This window comes from Micromonospora sp. C41, from assembly GCF_018070485.1.
In the GTDB taxonomy this organism is placed as follows: Bacteria; Actinomycetota; Actinomycetes; order Mycobacteriales; family Micromonosporaceae; genus Micromonospora; species Micromonospora chalcea.
This window is the reverse complement of sequence record NZ_JAGPXP010000011.1, coordinates 26,190-41,862: the sequence shown is the minus strand read 5'-3', so window position 1 is coordinate 41,862 and position 15,673 is coordinate 26,190. Positions and strand designations below refer to the sequence as shown.

General features: G+C 71.8%; 18 protein-coding genes. 12 read left to right on the top strand and 6 right to left on the bottom strand.

The window, feature by feature from the left end; all coding sequences use genetic code 11:
• The first annotated feature begins 3 nt into the window (after positions 1–3).
• The 9 genes from KBX43_RS14295 (at position 4) to KBX43_RS14255 (ending at position 9,092) form a co-directional block, all read left to right on the top strand.
• Positions 4–978 carry an NADPH:quinone oxidoreductase family protein gene (locus tag KBX43_RS14295; protein WP_113974474.1) on the top strand — a complete coding sequence of 325 codons (975 nt, stop codon included), beginning with the start codon at positions 4–6 and terminating at the stop codon, positions 976–978.
• Positions 979–1,007: 29 nt separating this feature from the next.
• A complete protein-coding gene (locus KBX43_RS14290) occupies positions 1,008–2,258 on the top strand; it encodes an acyl-CoA dehydrogenase family protein (protein WP_113974473.1) in 1,251 nt (416 codons plus the stop codon).
• A 1-nt stretch (position 2,259) separates the two neighbouring features.
• Positions 2,260–3,399 carry an acyl-CoA dehydrogenase family protein gene (locus KBX43_RS14285; RefSeq protein ID WP_064446326.1) on the top strand — a complete coding sequence of 380 codons (1,140 nt, stop codon included), beginning with the start codon at positions 2,260–2,262 and terminating at the stop codon, positions 3,397–3,399.
• 6 nt (positions 3,400–3,405) lie between these two features.
• Positions 3,406–4,422: an acyl-CoA dehydrogenase gene (locus KBX43_RS32075; RefSeq protein ID WP_113974390.1), complete on the top strand. Its 1,017-nt coding sequence runs from the start codon at positions 3,406–3,408 to the stop codon at positions 4,420–4,422.
• Between the two features lie 47 nt (positions 4,423–4,469).
• A complete protein-coding gene (locus tag KBX43_RS14275) occupies positions 4,470–5,348 on the top strand; it encodes an enoyl-CoA hydratase (RefSeq protein ID WP_113974388.1) in 879 nt (292 codons plus the stop codon).
• 8 nt (positions 5,349–5,356) lie between these two features.
• Positions 5,357–6,136: an electron transfer flavoprotein subunit beta/FixA family protein gene (locus KBX43_RS14270; RefSeq protein WP_210884738.1), complete on the top strand. Its 780-nt coding sequence runs from the start codon at positions 5,357–5,359 to the stop codon at positions 6,134–6,136.
• A 12-nt stretch (positions 6,137–6,148) separates the two neighbouring features.
• Entirely contained in the window at positions 6,149–7,108 is a 960-nt protein-coding gene (locus KBX43_RS14265) for an electron transfer flavoprotein subunit alpha/FixB family protein (RefSeq protein ID WP_210884737.1), read from the top strand.
• Positions 7,109–7,165: 57 nt separating this feature from the next.
• A complete protein-coding gene (locus tag KBX43_RS14260; protein WP_043324810.1) occupies positions 7,166–8,200 on the top strand; it encodes an MBL fold metallo-hydrolase in 1,035 nt (344 codons plus the stop codon).
• A 136-nt stretch (positions 8,201–8,336) separates the two neighbouring features.
• Positions 8,337–9,092, top strand: coding sequence for an SDR family oxidoreductase (locus KBX43_RS14255; protein ID WP_210884735.1), 756 nt, complete (start codon positions 8,337–8,339; stop codon positions 9,090–9,092).
• 77 nt (positions 9,093–9,169) lie between these two features.
• Here KBX43_RS14255 and KBX43_RS14250 read toward each other — a convergent pair whose 3' ends face one another.
• Positions 9,170–9,484 carry a hypothetical protein gene (locus KBX43_RS14250; protein ID WP_064446322.1) on the bottom strand — a complete coding sequence of 105 codons (315 nt, stop codon included), beginning with the start codon at positions 9,482–9,484 and terminating at the stop codon, positions 9,170–9,172.
• An 856-nt stretch (positions 9,485–10,340) separates the two neighbouring features.
• Here KBX43_RS14250 and KBX43_RS14245 point away from each other — a divergent pair.
• From KBX43_RS14245 to KBX43_RS14235, 3 genes are all read left to right on the top strand, one after another.
• Positions 10,341–10,856: a hypothetical protein gene (locus KBX43_RS14245; protein ID WP_064446321.1), complete on the top strand. Its 516-nt coding sequence runs from the start codon at positions 10,341–10,343 to the stop codon at positions 10,854–10,856.
• Positions 10,857–10,933: 77 nt separating this feature from the next.
• On the top strand, positions 10,934–11,398 hold the full coding sequence (locus tag KBX43_RS14240; RefSeq protein ID WP_210884732.1) for a hypothetical protein: 465 nt from the start codon (positions 10,934–10,936) through the stop codon (positions 11,396–11,398).
• Positions 11,399–11,472: 74 nt separating this feature from the next.
• Positions 11,473–11,889 (top strand): hypothetical protein, encoded by a 417-nt coding sequence (locus KBX43_RS14235; protein WP_210884730.1) that lies wholly within the window; start codon positions 11,473–11,475, stop codon positions 11,887–11,889.
• 16 nt (positions 11,890–11,905) lie between these two features.
• On the opposite strand, the gene KBX43_RS14230 is transcribed toward KBX43_RS14235, so the two are convergent.
• The 5 genes from KBX43_RS14230 to KBX43_RS14210 form a co-directional block, all read right to left on the bottom strand.
• Entirely contained in the window at positions 11,906–12,808 is a 903-nt protein-coding gene (locus KBX43_RS14230) for a GlcNAc-transferase family protein (protein WP_064446318.1), read from the bottom strand.
• Positions 12,805–13,737 carry a hypothetical protein gene (locus tag KBX43_RS14225; RefSeq protein WP_210884728.1) on the bottom strand — a complete coding sequence of 311 codons (933 nt, stop codon included), beginning with the start codon at positions 13,735–13,737 and terminating at the stop codon, positions 12,805–12,807. Before KBX43_RS14225 ends, KBX43_RS14230 begins: the two co-directional genes overlap by 4 nt.
• Before the next feature lie 122 nt (positions 13,738–13,859).
• Positions 13,860–14,783, bottom strand: a complete 924-nt coding sequence (locus KBX43_RS14220) for a hypothetical protein (protein ID WP_210884726.1) — start codon at positions 14,781–14,783, stop codon at positions 13,860–13,862.
• A complete protein-coding gene (locus KBX43_RS14215) occupies positions 14,780–15,274 on the bottom strand; it encodes a type VII secretion system-associated protein (RefSeq protein ID WP_210884724.1) in 495 nt (164 codons plus the stop codon). The genes KBX43_RS14220 and KBX43_RS14215 overlap by 4 nt, the downstream gene beginning before the upstream one ends.
• The gene (locus KBX43_RS14210; RefSeq protein ID WP_064446315.1) at positions 15,271–15,648 is read right to left on the bottom strand and encodes a hypothetical protein; all 378 of its coding nucleotides are present in this window, start codon (positions 15,646–15,648) and stop codon (positions 15,271–15,273) included. Before KBX43_RS14210 ends, KBX43_RS14215 begins: the two co-directional genes overlap by 4 nt.
• Between the last annotated feature and the right edge of the window lie 25 nt (positions 15,649–15,673).

Here is a 15,673-nt window from a genome sequence, read left to right as displayed (position 1 = left end):
TCGATGGTGGTGCGCGAGCTCGGCGGTCCCGAGGTGCTCACGGTCACCGACGGGCCGCAGCCGCAGCCCGGACCGGGGCAGGTGCTCGTCGACGTCGCCGGCGCCGGGGTGAACTTTCCCGACGGCCTCATCGTCGCCGGCACCTACCAGACCAAGCCGGAACTGCCGTTCGTGCCCGGCTGCGAGGTCGCCGGCACGGTCGCGGCGCTCGGCGACGGGGTGACCGGCCCACCCGTCGGCACCCGCGTCGTCGGCTTCTGCGGCATCGGCGGCTACGCCACCCAGGTGCTCGTCGACGCGCGCATGGTCCACCCGTTGCCCGACGGCGTCGACCTCGTCGAGGCGAGCACGATCCCCGTGGTCTACGGCACGTCCTACCACGGCCTCGTCGACCGGGCCCGCCTCGCCGCCGGCGAGACGCTGCTCGTGCTCGGCGCCTCCGGCGGCGTCGGCCTCACCGCCGTGCAGATCGGCAAGGCCCTCGGCGCGACAGTGATCGCGGCCGCGTCGAGCGAGGACAAGCGTGAGCTGTGCCTGACGCACGGCGCCGACCACGCCATCGGCTACGACGACCTGACCGCGACGGTGCGCGCGCTGACCGGCGACGCCGGCGCCGACGTCGTCTACGACCCCGTCGGTGGCGACGCCGCCACCGCGGCGCTGCGCACCCTCGCGTGGGCCGGGAGATTCCTCACCGTCGGCTACGCGGCGGGCACGATCCCGCAGGTCAAGCTCAACCGGCTGCTGCTCACCGAGGGCGCGGTGCTGGGCGTCCTCTGGGGCGCCTGGGCAAGGCGCGACCCGGCGGCGAACGCCGCCAACATGACGACGGTGCTGGAGTGGATCGCCGCCGGCCGGCTGAGGCCGCACGTCAGCGAGGTCTTCCCGCTGGAGGAGGCCGCCCGCGCGCTCGGCACGGTGCTGAACCGTGGCGCTCGCGGCAAGATCGCCCTCCGCACGAACACAGGCAAGGAGTGACGGTGGCCGACGCGACCGACCTGACCCGGATGGACCTCGGCCCCGGCCCGCGCGCGAGCGAACTGCTCGCGACGTTGCGCACGTTCATGACCGAGCACGTCTACCCCGCCGAGAAGGTGTACGCCGCCCAGCTCGCCGCCGCGGCCCGCGAGAACGGCGGGGTGTCCCACGTCCTGCCGCCGGTCGTCGAGGAGCTGAAGGCGACGGCGCGCACGCTGGGGCTGTGGAACCTCTTCCTGCCCGACCTGTCCGGCCTCACCAACGTCGAGTACGCCTACCTGGCCGAGGAGACCGGACGCTCGCCCTACCTCGCCCCCGAGGCGATCAACTGTGCCGCGCCGGACACCGGCAACATGGAGCTGCTGCACATGTTCGGCACGCCCGAGCAGAAGCAGCGGTGGCTCGCCCCGTTGCTCGACGGCACGATGCGCTCCGGCTTCTCGATGACCGAGCCGGACGTGGCCTCCTCCGACGCGCGCAACATCGCCACCTCGATCGTGCGTGACGGCGACGAGTACGTCATCAACGGACGCAAGTGGTGGACGACCGGCGCCGCGGACCCGCGCTGCGCCATCCTCGTGCTGATGGGCAAGACGGACCCGGAGGCGGCCGTCTACCGGCAGCAGTCCATGATCCTCGTACCGGTCGACACCCCCGGGGTGACGATTCTGCGGTCGCTGCCGATCTTCGGTTACCACGACCAGCACGGCCACTGCGAGATCCGGTTCGACGACGTACGGGTGCCGGTGACGAACCTGCTCGGCGCCGAGGGCGAGGGTTTCGCCATCGCCCAGGCCCGCCTCGGCCCGGGCCGCATCCACCACGCGATGCGCTGCGTCGGCATGGCCGAGCGGGGCCTCGAGCTGATGGTGCGCCGGACGACGGCCCGCGAGGCGTTCGGCGGTCCGATCTCCGACCAGGGCGTGGTGCGGAACTGGATCGCCGAGTCCCGCATGGAGATCGAGCAGGCGCGCCTGCTCGTGCTCAAGGCGGCGTGGCTCATCGACCAGGTCGGGATCCAGGGCGCCGCGACCGAGATCGCCGCGATCAAGGTCGTCGCGCCCCGGGTCGCCCGCAACGTGCTGGACCGTTCGATCCAGGCACACGGCGGCGGTGGGGTCACCGACGACTTCCCGATCGCCCGGATGTGGGCCAGCGCCCGCATCCTCGGCATCGCCGACGGCCCGGACGAGGTGCACCTGCGCACGGTGGCGCGTACGCAACTACGCCGCTACCGCGACACGCCGGCGACGGTTTCCGCCGGGACGGGACGGGACTGAGATGGATCTGACCTGGTCGGCACAGGACGAGCAGTTCCGTGCGGAGGCCCGCGACTGGCTCACCGCGAACGTACCGCGGCAGCCGCTGCCCTCCGGCGACACCGCGGCGGGCTTCGCCGCCCACCTGGAGTGGGAGCGGGCACTGCACGCGGACCGGTGGTCGGTCGTGTCGTGGCCGCAGGAGTACGGCGGCCGCGAGGCCTCGATCTGGCAGTGGCTCATCTTCGAGGAGGAGTACTACCGGGCCGGCGCGCCGCAGCGGGTGACGCAGAACGGCATCTTCCTGCTCGCCCCGACGATCTTCGAATTCGGCACGAAGCAGCAGCAGGACGAGCTGCTGCCGCGGATGGCGGCGGCGCAGGACCTGTGGGCCCAGGGCTGGTCCGAGCCGGGCGCGGGCAGCGACCTGGCCGGGATCACGTCCCGGGCGGTACGGGACGAGCAGGCCGGCGGGTGGCGCCTGAGCGGGCAGAAGACCTGGTCGACCCGGGGCGCGTTCTGCACCCACCTGTTCGGGCTGTTCCGTACCGACCCGCAGGCGCAGCGGCACCGCGGACTGACGTACTTCCTCGTGCCGTTGGACACCCCGGGCGTGACGGTGCGCGGGTTCGACCGGCTCGACGGTGACGAGGGCTTCGCCGACGTGTTCTTCGAGAACGCGTTCGTACCGGACTCGGCGGTCCTCGGCGGCGTCGACCAGGGCTGGTCGGTCGCGATGTCGACGACCGGCTCGGAGCGGGGACTGACGCTGCGCTCACCGGGGCGTTTCCTCAAGGCGGCAGCCGCGCTCGTGGCGCTCGCGGGCGAGCGGGGCGAAGCGGCGACCGACCTGCTCCGCGACCGGGTGGCGCGCTCGTGGATGCAGGCGCACGCCTACCAGCAGTTCACGCTGGCTCAGGTCACCGACATCGTCGAGGGTCGCCCGGCCGGCGCACGTTCGAGCCTCAACAAGGTCTTCTGGTCCGAGCTGGACATCGCGTTGCACGAGACGGCGCTGGAACTGCTCGGCCCGGACGCGCTCGTCGACGGGCCGTGGACCCGCGGCTACCAGTTCTCGCTGTCGGGCCCGATCTACGCGGGCACCAACGAGATCCAGCGCAACATCATCGCCGAGCGCCTGCTCGGTCTGCCGAGGAGGTGATCACGCGTGCGTTTCGCTCCGAGTGACGAGCAGCGGGAGCTGGAGGCGGTCGTCCGTCAGGTGCTCACCGACCGGTGCCCGCCGCAGACGGTACGCGCCGGAGCCGGATCGGCGCAGGTGGCCGCACTGGCCGAGAGCCTGGCCGGTCTCGGCGTTGCGGGGCTGCTCGTGGCCGAGGACGACGGAGGGCTGGGCCTGGACGAGAACCACCTCGTGTCGGTCTTCGCGCAGATCGGGTACGCCGCCGCGCCGCTGCCGCTCACGGCGACCCTCGCGGTCGCCCCGGCGGTGCTCGCCGCGGGCGCTCCGGACCTGCTGGCGAAGCTCGTCGACGGGGGCCTCACGGTCGGCGTCGACCCTGCGGAGACCGGGCATGTCGCGTTCGGTTCCGGTGTCGACCTGGTGCTGCGCGGCGGCTTCGGTGGGACGGGGCGCATCGAGATTCTCGACGTGTCCGACGCGGCGGTCTCGACGTCGCCGTCGGTGGACGTCGCGCTGGACCTGACCGGGTACGCAGGCGCGCGGCTCGTGGCGGCAGTGGACGACCCGCAGGTGGTGCGGCTGGCCTGGGAGCGCGGGGTGCTGGCGACCTCGGCCGAGCTCATCGGGCTGTCCCGGCGGATGCTCGACCTCACTGTCGAGCACGTCCGCACCCGGGAGCAGTTCGGGGTGCCGATCGGCAGCTTCCAGGCGGTCAAGCACCACCTCGCCACGGCGCTGCTGCACCTGGAGTTCGCCGTACCGGTGGTGGCGACGGCCGGGTTCGAACTGGCCGCGGGCCTTCCGGGCCGGCTGCGCGCCCTGGCGACGGCCAAGGCGCTGGCGTCCGAGGCGGCGCACGTCGTGGGCCGGGCCGCCCTGCAGTGCCACGGCGCGATCGGTTACACCACCGAGTACGACCTGCACCTGTTCCTCAAGCGGTCGTGGGCTCTGGAGTCGTCGTGGGGCAGCGCCGCCTGGCACCGGGCGGCTCTGCTGGACGACCTCGGTGTCGGCCTGACCGGCGTGCGCCCCGCGTCCTGACCGCCGGCCCCGCACGACGTACACCGACCCGTGAGAAGGAGATCCAGATGAGCGAGACCAGCGGCGTGGCCCCGCAGGCGGCGGCGGAGGTCGTCCGGTACGAGACGCGGGGGCCGGTGGCCGTCGTGACGATGAACCGGCCGGAGTACCGCAACGCGCAGAACTCGGCGATGACCTACGCGCTCGACGACGCGTTCTACCGCGCGGCCGCGGACGACGAGGTGAAGGTCATCGTCCTGGCGGGCGCGGGGAAGCACTTCTCGGCCGGCCACGACATCGGTACGCCGGGCCGGGACATCGACTCGTCGTTCGACCGGCGGGCCGGACTGTGGTGGGACCATGTGGGCAAGGCCGGGGCCGACAGCCGGTTCGCCCGGGAGTCCGAGGTGTACCTCGGGATGTGCCGCCGCTGGCGTGAGCTGCCCAAGCCGATGATCGCGATGGTGCAGGGAGCGTGCATCGCCGGGGGCCTCATGCTCGCCTGGTCCTGCGACCTGATCGTCGCCTCGGACGACGCGTTCTTCGCCGATCCGGTCGTCCGCATGGGGATCCCCGGCGTCGAGTACTTCGCCCACCCGTGGGTGATGGGTCCGCGCTTCGCCAAGGAGTTCCTCTTCACCGGCGACCGGATGCCGGCGGCGCGCGCCGCCGAGCTGGGCATGGTCAACCGGGTGGTCGCCAGAGACGAGCTCGAGGCCGAGGTCATGGGGCTCGCCGCACGGATCGCGCAGATGCCGCGTCTGGGTCTCGCGCTGACCAAGAAGGCGGTCAACCAGGCCGAGGACCTCATGGGCCTGCGGGACGGAATGGATTCGGTGTTCGGGCTGCACCACGTTGCGCACGCGCACAATGCCGAGGTGGGCAGTGACTCCCTCGGTGGCCAGGACGCCCGGAGCATGCGTGACGCCGCGAGACAGGAAAGGTGATCGAAGCGATGAATATCGTCGTACTCGTCAAGCAGGTGCCTGATTCGGGCGCGGACCGCAGCCTGCGTTCTGACGACAACACCGTCGACCGCGGTTCGGCGAACAACGTCATCAATGAGATGGACGAGTACGCCATCGAAGAGGCGTTGAAGATCAAGGAAGCGCACGGTGGTGAGGTCACCATCCTGACGATGGGTCCGGACCGGGCGACCGAGTCGATCCGTAAGGCGCTGTCCATGGGCCCGGACAAGGCCGTCCACGTGGTGGACGACGCCCTGCACGGCTCCTGCGCGGTGGCCACCTCGAAGGTCCTCGCCGCCGCGCTCGGGCAGTTGAACGCCGACCTGGTCCTGTGCGGTGCGGAGTCGACCGACGGCCGGGTGCAGGTGATGCCGCACATGATCGCCGAGCGGCTGGGCGTGGCCGCGCTGACCGGCGCGCGCAAGCTCACCGTCGACGGGTCCAGCCTGACCGTCGAGCGGCAGACCGAGGAGGGCTACGAGGTGGTCACCGCCTCGACCCCGGCTGTGGTCTCCGTCTGGGACACCATCAACGAGCCGCGGTACCCGTCCTTCAAGGGCATCATGGCGGCCAAGAAGAAGCCGGTGCAGACGCTCTCCCTGGGCGACCTGGGCGTGGCCGCGGCCGAGGTGGGCTTCGACGGCGCCACCAGCGCGGTGGTGGAGCACTCCAAGCGCCCGCCGCGTTCCGGCGGCGAGAAGATCACCGACGAGGGCGACGGCGGCGTGAAGCTGGTCGAGTTCCTCGCCACCGAGAAGTTCGTGTGAGAGGTCACTGACATGTCTGAGGTTCTCGTCGTCGTCGAAGCCACGAAGGAGTTCGGCGTCAAGAAGGTCACCCTCGAGATGCTCACCCTCGCCCGCGAGCTGGGCACCCCGAGCGCGGTCGTCCTCGGTGGCGCCGGCGCCGCCGAGGCGCTGAGCGCCAAGCTCGGCGAGTACGGCGCGGAGAAGATCTACGCGGCCGAGGGTGAGGAGATCGACGGCTACCTGGTGGCCCCCAAGGCGACTGTGGTCGCCGACCTCGTCGCGCGGGTGCAGCCGGCGGCGGTGCTGCTGGCGTCGTCGCAGGAGGGCAAGGAGATCGCCGCCCGGCTGGCGGTGAAGCTGGACAACGGCATCCTGACCGACGTGGTCGGCCTGGCCGCCGACGGCACCGCCACCCAGGTGGCGTTCGCCGGCTCCACGATCGTCAAGGCGAAGGTCACCAAGGGCCTGCCGCTGGTCACCGTCCGGCCGAACTCGCTCAACCCGGTCCCGGCCGCGGCCAGCCCGGCGGTGGAGCAGCTGACCGTGTCGGTCACCGACGCGGACAAGCTGGCGAAGGTGGTGGAGCGGGTCGCGGAGCAGAAGGGCTCCCGCCCCGAGCTGACCGAAGCCTCTGTGGTGGTGTCCGGCGGGCGGGGTGTCGGTAACGCGGACAACTTCAAGCTGGTCGAGGAGATCGCCGACCTGCTCGGCGGCGCGGTCGGCGCGTCCCGCGCGGCGGTCGACTCCGGCTACTACCCGCACCAGTTCCAGGTCGGCCAGACCGGCAAGACCGTGTCTCCGCAGCTGTATGTCGCGCTGGGTATCTCCGGGGCGATCCAGCACCGGGCCGGCATGCAGACCTCGAAGACCATCGTCGCGGTCAACAAGGACGCCGAAGCGCCGATCTTCGAACTCGCCGACTACGGCGTGGTCGGCGACCTGTTCAAGGTCGTCCCCCAGGCCGCCGAGGAGATCCGCAAGCGCAAGTGACACAGTCGTGTCGGTCATGCTCTGGATGGAGGACGGCGAATGGTGGGGGCAGCAGCGATGCGGGTCGAGCCCGATGACGTGACGTCGGACTGGACGCGTCCGGGCGTGTTCGAGGTGGCCGCCGGGGTGTACCGCATTCCGCTGCCGCTACCGCAGGACGGTCTGCGATCGGTGAACGTGTACGCCCTGGCCGGTGACGACGGCCTCGTGCTGGTCGACTCGGGCTGGGCCATCACGGCGGCCCGACAGGCATTGGACGCGGCCCTGGCTGCCCTGGGCGCGGGCCTTGCGGACGTACGCCGGTTCCTCGTGACGCACGTGCACCGCGACCACTACGCGATGGCGGTGGCCGTACGGCGCGAGTTCGGCACCACGGTGAGCCTCGGCGAGGGCGAGGAACCCTCTATCCGCGAGCTGTCGACTCCGGGCCACCGGCCGATGTCCGAACACTGGCAGGCGCTGATGCGATGCGGTGCGGGCGAGATCGTCGAAGCGCTGCGCGCGCGGGCCGAGTCGGCGCGGCATGATCCGACGGACTGGGCGGCGCCGGACGACTGGTTGGCCGGGGGGACCGACGTCGTCCTGCCGACCAGGACCCTGCGGGTGGTGGCGACCCCTGGACACACCCGTGGGCACGTCGTCTTCCTCGATCGCGACGCGGAGCTGATGTTCACCGGCGACCACGTCCTTCCGCACATCACACCGTCCATCGGCTTCGAGGCGGCGGCCGCGGCGCTGCCACTCGGGGACTACCTGGATTCGTTGCGGTTGGTCCGGTCTCTGCCCGACCAGCGGATGCTGCCGGCGCACGGCCCGGTCGGCCCGAGTGTCCACGCGCGCGTCGACGAACTCCTGCACCATCACGCGAAGCGACTCGACCAGGCGTGCGAGGTCGTGCGTGACGCGACGACGGCTTACGAGGCGGCGGGTCAACTGACCTGGACCAGGCGGGAGCGTGCCTTCGCCGACCTGGACCTGTTCAACCAGATGCTTGCCGTCACCGAGACGGCCGCCCACCTCGACCTGCTGGTGGCGCAGGGGCGGCTGAAGGCTGCCGACGTCGACGGAGTGCGCCGCTACGCCCCGGCGTGACCACACGGGCTCTTCCGGTCGAAGCCGGACGATCTCCGTCGAGCTGTTCTCGGCGAATTTCCTGCGTCCGCGCAGGGTTTCCGTCCTACTGGTGGCAGCGCCAATCAGCCAGTGCCGACCAGGGAGGGGCTCGATCATGAAGGTCGTCGTCATCGGTGGCAGTGGGCTCATCGGCTCCAAGCTCGTGAAGATCCTCGATGCCCAGGGCCACGAAGCGGTGGCGGCGTCGCCGAAGACCGGCGTGAACACGCTGACCGGCGAAGGAGTGGCGGAGGCGCTGACCGGCGCCGGCGCCGTCGTCGACGTGTCGAACTCGCCGTCGCTTGAGGGCAGCGCCGCGTTGGAGTTCTTCGAGACGTCCACGCGCAACCTTCTCGCCGCCGCCGCGGACGCCGGGGTGGGTCACTACGTGGCGCTGTCCGTAGTGGGTTCCGAACGGCTTCCGGACAGCGGATACATGCGGGCGAAGGTCGCCCAGGAGCAGCTCATCACCGCGTCCGGGCTCCCGTACTCGCTGGTGCACGCCACCCAGTTCTTCGAGTTCCTTCAGGGCATCGCCGACGCCGCCACGGACGGCGACACCGTGCACCTCGCGCCGGTGCTCATCCAGCCGATGGCAGCGGACGACGTCGCCGCCGCGGTAGCCGAGGTCGTGGTCGGCGCGCCGACGTACGCCGTGGTCGAGGTCGGCGGCCCGGAGCAGTTCCGCCTCGACGAACTGGGACGATCCGTCCTCGACGCTCAGCGGGATACTCGTTCGGTGGTGGGTGATCCCGGCGCCCGCTATTTCGGTGCCGCGGTGGCCGAACGCTCGCTGGTTCCCGCCGACGGCGCCCGCATCGCCGGTACGCGCCTGGACGAGTGGCGAACACGGACGAGTAACGGTCAGTGAACCGGCGCGCTACGTGGGACTGAGGGTGCGTTCACGTGGGCGCGGAGGGCCGGTGCGCCAACAGAAGTGGGACCGGCTCAGCGCGGTGAGTTCCAGTGCCGGAACAGCTTCTGCACCTCCGCGTGCCAGCGGACCGCGCCGTCGATCCAGCCGGAGCCTGGCTGACCAGTGGTGGCATTGACGACCAGCGCAGGTAGGGAAGGCTCTCCGGCGGCGGTGCACTCCTCGGCCACCCGGGCCAGAACGTGGCGCATCTGGTTGCGGAGATCCACGCCGGCCATGCCGATCGCCTGGCCCAGTTCGCCGTAGGTCAGCAGCGACCGTCGCATCGCGGCGATGATCAGTGCGGCACGTGCCATCCGGACCCACTGTTCCCGTTGCTCGCTCGGCATGCCCGCCAGCGTGGCACCCGCATATATCGTGATCGACCCTTCGAACGGGTCGCCGTGGGCGGCCGTACGGGCAGATCGGCGTCGCCCGTGACCTGCCGAGGACATCGCCGCTCCGCTTCTGCGCCGTAGTCCGGCCCAGATGCCGATACCCGATGCCGCTGTCGTGCGACAGACCGAGGAGGCACTCGCATCGGCAGAGCGAGCCGGAGGCTCGCCAAGCATCACGTGAGACGCATCCCTTTGGACGTGGCGTTTTCGATTCGTTGCCGCTGGCGACCGCTTCCTGGACGTCGTTCGTTCCAGGTGCTGGCGGCTATTCTGAGCGCAAGGCGTTCCGGTAGCTGCGGGACCCTACGCTCGGGTGTCACTTCGCAGCCGTGAACGTTCAGCCAGTTCGTAGTTCCACTGTTCGGTGGAACGTAAGGGACCGCGGCGGTGTCGACAATCGTTTGTACGCCCTCCCATTGGAGCTGCCGTGCAGCAGACGCCCGATCCGCCGGATCCGTTCGTTAATCCGCTTGGAACCGACGCGGCGACGCCTTCAGGGCGACCCCCGGCGCAGTATGCGGCCAGGGCTCCCGGGAAGGGCATGAGGGTAGGGATCGTCCTGTCGGTGGCAGTTGTCGGTGGTCTCTTCCTTTGCTGCATCGGCGGAGGTGCTCTCTCCGCTGTCGGCCTTCTCCTCGGCGGGGCGTCACCTTCGCAACCTGCCCCAGCCTCCCCTACCATCGAGCGAACGCCAGCACCGAGTACGCGCACGCCCGAGCCGGTTCGCACCACCGCTCTGCCTACCCCGTCGGCCACGCCGCCTTCCACGCCACCGGTAGGGGCGAGTCGCCCAGCGAGTACAAGGCAAGTGCTGCCTGCCTACGACATCTTCGAGCGCCGAGACGTCAGTTCCGGCTCCGGCGCTCGCCGTCTAGCCCTGCGGGTGGAACTGCACGTCTACCCCGTCAGCGTTCAGCAGGTCATCGACGTCGCGACACGTATCGTGGAGAACCACAGAGGGCAGGGATGGCAGGCGCTGTCGATCGTGATCACATACGACCGACGTGAGGTGTCGCCCAGTTACGCGGCGTTCGAATGGGCGCCTGAGGGGCGTTGGGCGGACGCCGCCAAAGGGGACGCCGCCTCTTGGCAGGGCTACCAGCTCCACCAGGCCATCGTCCGCGACAAGCTGAGCCAGCCGGACAAGTGTCGAGTCCCGTCCGCGCAGGCATACGGGCTCAGCGGGGAGTTCAACCAAGCAACACAGGACAATGTCGAGGTCAGCGAGGGAGCGGTGCTGGCGGATATCGCCAAACGACATCGCATCTCGACCACTCGCGCTGAGGAGTTGGTCTTGACCGTCGAGGACTGGACGATGTGCTGACTCGTCCAGGTCATCCTGATCACCAGTAGGCGGAGTCGACCGGCGCATCAAAGCGCCTGGATGTACGGTCCTTCGTCATGAGCTATGACCTGATCTTCGTACCCCGAGGCGACGACCAGTCCTGGGAGGACGCCCTGGAGGCGGCGGCGGAGGCCGACAGCGACGAGCGTCCGCGCGCCGAGGCGTGGAACCGGATCGTGGCGGCGGCGCGGCAGGTGCTCGGTGAGGTCTCCGTGTTCGAGGGGGCCGACAACTACGAGCTGACGCACGAGCCGACCGGCGTCCAGGTCAGCTACTACGCGGACGAGGTCAGTGTCACCGTGCCGTACTGGTACCGGGGCGGTGACGCCCGGGCCGTCGTCGCGGCGGTGCACCAGCTCGGCGCGGTCGTCGAGGCGGTCACCGGTCTGTCCGGCTACGACCCTCAGGTGGAGCTGCCGTTGGCCGAGGCCGCCGCGCGGCCGGAGCTGGCCGTCGCGGCCTTCGACGAGGTCGCCGAGTCCTTCGCGAGGCGCGGGATCTCCAGTCCTAGCAACGGCTGAACGCCTGCCTGCACGCCGGCAGGTCGCAGTGGCGGGGCGCTGTCGGATCGGCTGCGGCGTGCGACGCTCGTGGCGTGCGTACCGTCTTCGTCTTCCCGGCCATGGCGCAGGCCGCCGTCGTCGCCCTGCTCGACCGGCTGTCGCCGGATCAGAGACATCCGTGGCTGGTGGACGGATGCCTGTACCCGGATCTGACCGGCGAGGACGAGCACCTGTACGCGGACTGGGAGCCGGCGGCGGTGCGGGCCCTGAGCCGCGCCCGCGGTGACCGGCCCAGGTGGGCGGTGCAGGTCGACGTCTCAGGCCGGGTCGACGGGACGGTGGAGGTCCGTCGCCTGACGTTGACGCTGCTCGGTCGGGGCGGCGGCGCGATGGACGACTACTCCGACCATGTCTGGACGGCGGAGCAGATCGCCGCTGACGCGACTGTGGACGGGCTGCGCTTCTTCGACTTCAGAGGCCACTACGAGCGGAACCGGCTCGCCCGGTAGCCGGCCGACAGGAATGTCAGAAGAGCAGCACGAGTTCCTGGGCCAGCATGTCGGTCCAGGTGCGCCGGGTGAAGTTGCAGCCGGTGTGTTCCACGAACTGCCGCAGCGTGCGTACCGGGCCGATGCCGAGCCGGTCGACCGGCGGCGTGTGCAGCATGTAGAGCACCCGCCGGCGGCTCAGCTCCTCGTAGCGGGCCCAGTCGGACTCGACGTGGTCGCTCCAGTGCCGCGGCTTGTCCTGGCGGATGTAGTAGTGCCACGCCAGCACCTCGGTGGGATGGAACAGGTCGTAGCCCCATGTGTAGGCGCGCAACGCCAGGGTGATCTCCTCACCGTGGAAGTAGATGCCCGGGTCGTACGGCACCTCGACGGCGAACGAGCCGGGCGCGAAGAGGAAACCGGCGGCCAGGAACAGCGCCGGTTTGGGTGGTACGCCGGGCGCCGCCCCCTCGATGGGACGCTGACCGAAGACCGGTATGCCGAACGCCGTCCAGTCGGTGACCACGATCTCGGCCGGCACGCCGTCGCCGGTGAACTCCCGCTCGGGCTCGTAACTCGCCGGGTACGCGGTCAGGACCGGCTTCGCCGCGCCGGTCTCCCGCGCCATCCGGATCAGCCGTGTGTCCCAGTCCGGCGCGAACCGGGTGTGGCTGTCGACCTGCAACAGCCAGTCCTCACCGCGGTACCGCTGGAACGTCTGGTCGCGTGCCCAGCAGGCGCCCCGGCTGTCGCGGGCGTCGTACTCCTGGACGTCCACGCCGGGCAGGTCCCGGATGGCGGAGATGTCCTCGTCGCCGAGGTGCTGCCAGCAGACCGCGACGCGGACGTCCTGTGGGCGCGCCGCCTTCGCCAGGCAGTCCAGCACCGTCGGCACCAGTTCCCGGTCCCGGTACGACGCGATCGCCACGAAGATCGTCATGCGTCCGGCGCCGCCGGCACGAGGGCGTACGACTGGAACAGCAGGGCCAGCGCGCGGTGCTCGTCGGCGGGATCGGTGACCGGCAGCAGATCCCCGCGCGAGCGGATGTGGGCCAGCAGGTCCGGTTCCGGCGCCAGCCCGTACGCCTGCAGGTAGTAGGCGACCGACTCGGGCCACAGCCAGCGGCCGTCCGTGCGGTAGGTCATCGGCACGACCCGGCCGCGTTCGGGCCGGACCACGTCCGGTCCCCGCGCGGTGGTGGCCAGCACCGGGGTGCCCGCGTCGAGGTACGCGGCCACCCGGGCCAGTTCCGGGCCCGACAGCCGCTCCCGGTCGGGCGCGAAGCGGGCCCCGTCGTCGTCCACCTCGTCGTGGACCCGGGCGATCCGCAGTGGCTCGGCGTCCCGGTCGGCCCAGAGCAGCGCGCCGGATGCGCGGGCCGCCGCGGCGTACGGCGGAAGCTTGTCACCGGAGCGGTACACCTCGACCAGCGGCGCGGTGAGCCCGGCCCCGGCGAGCGCCCGCATCACGTTCGCCGCCGTCACCGCCTGCGGCCCGTTCGCCTCCAGCACGTACACCGGCGCGGGCGGGATCACCGAGGCCGCCCACTCCGGGGCGATCCGCCACGCGCGCCACAGCGCCACGGCGTCGGGCTGCCGCCGGACCGCCGCGACGGCGACCCGGTCGGTGTCGTCCATCAGGCCCTCGCGGCCGGTGAGGTCCGCCAGCGGCGGCACCCGCCCACCGAAGACACGCGGATCGGGTACGGCCGAAGCGAACGTGAACGCCAGATCGAGGGCCACGGGCGGCTCGGGCAGGGCCACCGTGCCGGTGTCGGCGAGCCGCAGCCGCGCCTCGGCCAGCATCGCGTCGGGGACCTGCCCGCCGAGGCGCAGCAGCGCGATGTGCAGCTGCTCCTGCTCCGTCATTCCCGGCCTCCTCGCGTCCTCGTCGGCGGCGCTCGGCGCATTCGACCACGCCGGGTGCCGTGGGCGCCGGTCCGGCCGGACGGTCGTGCCCTAAGGACACCCCGACCGAAGCCGTTCGTGCATCAGCGCGGCCAGCCGGCGCGTACCAGAGCGGCGAGCGCCCGGTGCACGGCGACCGCGTCGGCCGGCGGCCCCGGCTCGGCCCGGCGCAGCCGCAGGTGCCGGCGCAGGCCCTCGTCGGCCAGCGCGCCCTCGTCGAGCACCCGGTCGGCCAGGTCGGCCGGCCAGATCCACGCGCCGTCGGTGCGCAGGCGCTCGGTCAGCGCGGGGGCGGACCGCAGGTAGGTGACGAACGGCGCGATCTCGTCGTCGTCCAGGGGGAGCCGCCCGGCTCCGGCGGCGGCCCCCCGGACCTCGCCGGGTGGCCGCGGGGCCCAGATCAGCGCCGACCGGGACCGGGCCGCCCACTGGTACGCGGGCAGCGGCAGGCCGGGCCGGTAGACCTCGCCCGGCACGGCGTGACCGGCGGCGCCGAGCGCCCGCTGTCCCCGGTCGGCGACGTCGGGCAGCTCGTCGTCGGGCAGTGTCGCCTCGACCAGGTAGACGCGCACGGCGCTCGCCGTGTCGCCCGGCCCGGCGGTGATCCGCCAGCAGCGCCACACCCCGGCGGTGTGCGCCGGGTCCAGCACGTCGAGCAGGGCCCGGTCGAGGTCGTCCACGTTTCCGCCCGCGGTCTCGTCCACGACGAGCGGCGCGGCGGTCGCGTACAGCGGCAGGTCGGCCGGCGGGAACGGGACGAACGGGGTGCGCGGCTCGGTGTCCACGTCCTCGTCGGCCGCCGGGTCCGGCGGCAACGGCGTCTCCGGTGGCAGCAGCGCGGCCAGCGCCGCGATCTCCGCCGCGGACTGCGGGAACGCGCCGAGCAGCCGGGCGGCGCAGGCGCCCCGGTCGCCGTCGGCGAGCAGCGCGCGCAGTGCGACGAGGTCGTCGTCCGGGAGGCGGCCCGCGGCGCGCAGCAGGAGCAGGTGCAGCGTCCCGGCGCTCACGGCGCCGCCTCGCGCAGGAAGGCGGCGGACAGGCGGGCCGGCGCCGGGCCGCCCGGGTTGACCAGCGCGTCGTACGCGCCGGCCGCGGTGGCCAGTTCCGTCAGGTCGAGCAGCCGCCAGCCGGGCGCCGGCACCCGCTCCCGGTGTGCCGCGCTCGTGGTGACCACCACGCAGCTCCCGTCCTCGGGATCGGGCACGACGAGTGGCCGCCCGTCGCCGTTCGTCGCCAGGTGGAACGTGGCGTCCCGCAGGACCGTGAGCAGGTCCGCCGGCTCGGCCTCGCCCGCCGCGGTCAGGCGCAGCAGGGCGTCGGCCGGGTCGGTGGGGGAGTCCGGGAAGCGGGGACGGTACTCCGGGTTGCTCCGGAACCGGCCGACCTCGCCGTCCGGGCCGACCGGCCACATCCCGACGACCGCCTCGAACGGCGGCTCGTCGTCCTCGCCGTCGGTCCACTCCGGATCGAGCAGCAGAAGGAACTCGGCGTCGCTCACCCGGCGGCCTCCTCGTCGGCGGGCAGCAGGGCGTGCCAGACGATCGCGGCGGCCAGCCGTACCGGCTCGGGACCGTCCGGGTCGACGAGCAGGTCGATGCCGTCGGGCAGCAGTTCGGCGAGCTCGGCCAGCTCGACCGGGCGCCACAGCGGGGCGAACGTGTCCGCGCGCGTGGCCGCCGAGGTGGCCACCACCACGCAGGGCATGTCGTCGAAGGAGCGCACGACCAGCGGCCGGCCGTCGCCGTTCATCGCGAGGTCGAGCCGGGCGTCGCGCAGCGCCGACCCGATCCGCTCCACCGGTTCGTCGCCGCGCATCATCCGGTGCAGCAGATCGGCCAGCGGTGGTCCGGGCGGGGAAGGCCGGTCCGTCATGGTTCCTCCAGGTGGCGGGCGGTCC